We start from the raw sequence: 3,392 nt of genomic DNA on the forward strand, positions 1-3,392 counted from the left end.
CCCGCAGCGCTCCTGGAGCGGGCGCGGATCGTCAATGAACGCGGCGACGGCTATATCGAGGTCGTCGAGGTGGAAAATGATGGGAAGAAGGCGTACGTGGTGGTGATCCCCGGTACCCAGGCCGGGGGCGAAATGGGTGGCGGCAACCCCTTTGACGAAGCAGGGATTGCTGAAGGACTTGGTCATCGCTCCAAGGAAATCAATGCTGCCGTCCTGCAGGCCCTGCGGGCTGCAGGGGCCGACACCGGGGCGCCCGTCGTTGCCGTGGGCTACAGCCAGGGCGGAATCCATGCCATGAACCTTGCCACCGACGAGCTGTTTCTCAACGAGTACGACATGAAGTATGTCCTCACAGCCGGCTCCCCGGTGGGTGGGATCGTTCCTGCCGCCGGGATCAGCACCCTGCATCTGGAGCACCGGCAGGACTGGGTTCCGGGAAGTGACGGGACGCCCGGCCCCGACTCAAGGAACCGGGTCACCGTGACTTTGAATGGTCCTGTCCACACGCCGGAGGGGGAGGACCCCGGCCTTGGGCCTGGCCACCGGCTCACCAACTATGAAGAAGGCGCCCGGCTTGTTTCGGCCAGCGCGGACCCCTCGCTTGTGGCATCGACCGCCGTCCTTGGCGGCGTGCTCGGCGCGGGCAGTACGGCGACGGCCACCCGTTTCGCACTTTCCCGCACGAAGGCGCCCGAGCCACAGACCGTCACTGCGCCTCAGCCGACGCCCCGGCCGCAGTCCCCACCCAAGCCGCCGGAAGTCAGCGCCGCCCGGTAGTCAGCTCCGGCGGGCAGCTGACGCCGTGCCCGCTGTCAGCGCCGCCGGCCGCCGGGAACCCGGCCGGCCACGAGCGAGATAAGCGTGATGATGATGGCGGCGAGTACCGCTGTCCAGAAGAAGGAGTCGATGGTGAAGTGCACCGGCGTGTAGCTGCTGATCCATGAGGTCAGGTACAGCATGGCGGCATTGATGACGATCGTGAACAGGCCCAGGGTAAGGATGGTGATGGGCAAGCTCAGGAAGCTGACCAGGGGACGGACGAAGGCATTCACCACACCGAAGATCAGTCCGATGAAGAGGTAGGCCAGAATGATGCCGATGGTATCCGTGCCCTGTGTTACACCCGTCTTGGCCACGGCGTCGGTGGTCGCCGACGTGGAAATATCCAGGCCCGGAAGTATCCAGCTGGCAATCCAGAGGGCCAGCCCGTTGATGAGGACCCGAACAATGAAAGATCGCATGCGTCCATGCTGTCACATTGCCCTGTGCGCCTCCTGGGCGGACTCCGGCTGCACGCCGGACATCAGAAGTAGGCTGGTCTGCATGACTTCTTCAGAGACCCTGTCCGGGGGAATCCGCCCCCGCCCGGTGGTGGCCCGGCTTCCCCGCTACGCCGCAGGTAAGCCTCCCATCGCCGTCGAGGGATTGACCAGCTACAAGCTGTCCTCCAATGAGAACCCGTTGCCCCCCATTCCGGCAGTACTTGAAGCCATTGCAGGGCAGACGGACTTCAACCGTTACCCGGATCCGCTCAGCAGCAAACTGCGCGCGGCGCTCGCCGAATTCCTCGACATCCCCGCCGAAGACATCGTCACTGGCGCCGGAAGCCTGGGCGCCCTCAACCAGCTGCTGACTACCTTTGCCGGTCAGAATGATGACGGCAAGGCCGACGAAGTCATCTATGCATGGCGCTCCTTCGAGGCCTACCCCATCAGCGTGGGACTGGTGGGCGCCGAAGGCGTCCAGATCCCACTGACCCCGGACGGGCGCCACGACCTGGATGCCATGGCGGCAGCCGTCACGGTCCGCACCCGCGTCATCCTGCTGTGCACTCCGAACAACCCCACCGGCCCCATCCTGACAGCCGCCGAAACTGAGCAGTTCATCCAGGCGGTCCCATCCGATGTTGTGGTGGTCATCGACGAGGCCTACCAGGAGTTTGTCCGGGACGACGATGCTGTCGACGGCATCAGGCTGTACCGCAAATACCCGAACGTCATAGTGCTCCGCACGTTCTCCAAGGCCCACGGCCTGGCAGGTCTCCGCGTGGGTTACAGCGTGTCCAGCCCTGAACTGACACAGTATCTCCGGGTCGCTGCAACACCCTTCGCAGTGTCACAGATCGCTGAACGGGCCGCCATCGTTTCGCTGCAGAACTACCACCAGGTTGTAGAAAGGGTACAAAGCCTCGTGGATGAACGGGTGCGCGTCACTGCCGGGCTGCGCGAACTCGGCTGGTTTGTCCCCGAGGCCCAAGGCAACTTCGTGTGGCTGGGCCTTGGCGAAAACAGCAGTGAATTTGCCGAACTCGCGGGAACCCACGCGTTGTCGGTCAGGGCATTCGGCAACGAAGGCGTGCGGGTCAGCATCGGGGAAGTGGAGGCGAACACCCGTTTCCTCGAGCTCTGTGCGAACTATACAAAGCCGCCACGGCGTTCCTAGCGCTTAACATGTAACAGCGGCGGCACCTACTGAAGATAAAGTAAGGACCAGAAAGCCAATATATATGCCATCAAGGGAATGCATTCCTTGTGAGGCATATATCCCAGCGACATTGCAACGCATCCATATGCGGCAAGCAAGGAGACGGTATGGGCGCCACACATCTGCCCTCCACCGAGTTCGACGGCACAGAGTTGGACGACCAACTCGAGGCAGAGGCGGAAGCCCGGCAAGGTGACCCGGCAGAGCCCATGATCCAGCTCCTGGCACCTGACGGGACCTTGGGCTCCGATCCGCTGTTCTCCGCCTATGCGGACCGGCTGGATGCAGAAAAGCTGCGCGGCTTCTACGCTGACATGGCCAAGATCCGCCGGTTCGATGTCGAATCAACGGCCCTCCAGCGCCAGGGCCAGCTCTCGCTCTGGGTACCGCTGACCGGCCAGGAAGCCGCGCAGATCGGTTCTGGACGGGCCAGCCAGCCGCAGGACTACATCTTCCCCACGTACCGCGAGCACGGCGTTGCCCTGACGCGCAATGTGGACCTTGCCGAACTCCTCAGGCAGTTCCGGGGCGTCTCCAACGGCGGCTGGAACCCGAAGGACACCAACTTCCACCTCTACACCCTGGTCCTTGCGGCACAGACCCCGCATGCGGTGGGCTACGCGATGGGAATCCAGCGGGACCAGAAGCTTGCTGCGGCTGCTGCCGAGGCCGTGCCGGGCCAGCCGGCGGAACCGAAAGCTGCCGTGATGGTCTATTTCGGTGACGGTGCCAGTTCCGAGGGCGACGTCCACGAATCCATGGTGTTTGCCTCCTCTTACAAAGCACCTGTGGTGTTCTTCTGCCAGAACAACCACTGGGCCATCTCAGTGCCCAGCTCGGTGCAGACCCGCATTCCGCTGTCCAACCGCGCCAAGGGCTACGGTTTCCCCGGCATCCGGGTGGACGGC

General features: G+C 63.5%; 3 protein-coding genes and 1 pseudogene. 3 read left to right on the top strand and 1 reads right to left on the bottom strand.

Going from position 1 to position 3,392, the window contains the following annotated elements; translation table 11 throughout:
• Positions 1–777, top strand: a pseudogene (locus DBR22_RS11380) (hypothetical protein); the annotation flags it as partial.
• A gap of 35 nt (positions 778–812) precedes the next feature.
• Here the strand turns inward: DBR22_RS11380 and DBR22_RS11385 are convergent.
• Positions 813–1,241, bottom strand: a complete 429-nt coding sequence (locus tag DBR22_RS11385; RefSeq protein ID WP_108599107.1) for a phage holin family protein — start codon at positions 1,239–1,241, stop codon at positions 813–815.
• An 82-nt stretch (positions 1,242–1,323) separates the two neighbouring features.
• Here DBR22_RS11385 and DBR22_RS11390 point away from each other — a divergent pair, with 82 nt between their 5' ends.
• Positions 1,324–2,442, top strand: coding sequence for a histidinol-phosphate transaminase (locus tag DBR22_RS11390; RefSeq protein ID WP_108599108.1), 1,119 nt, complete (start codon positions 1,324–1,326; stop codon positions 2,440–2,442).
• A 149-nt stretch (positions 2,443–2,591) separates the two neighbouring features.
• Positions 2,592–3,392 (top strand): thiamine pyrophosphate-dependent enzyme (locus DBR22_RS11395; protein WP_258229154.1); only part of this gene is annotated, 801 nt, incomplete at its 3' end.

Source organism: Arthrobacter sp. HMWF013, assembly GCF_003061105.1.
In the GTDB taxonomy this organism is placed as follows: Bacteria; Actinomycetota; Actinomycetes; order Actinomycetales; family Micrococcaceae; genus Arthrobacter.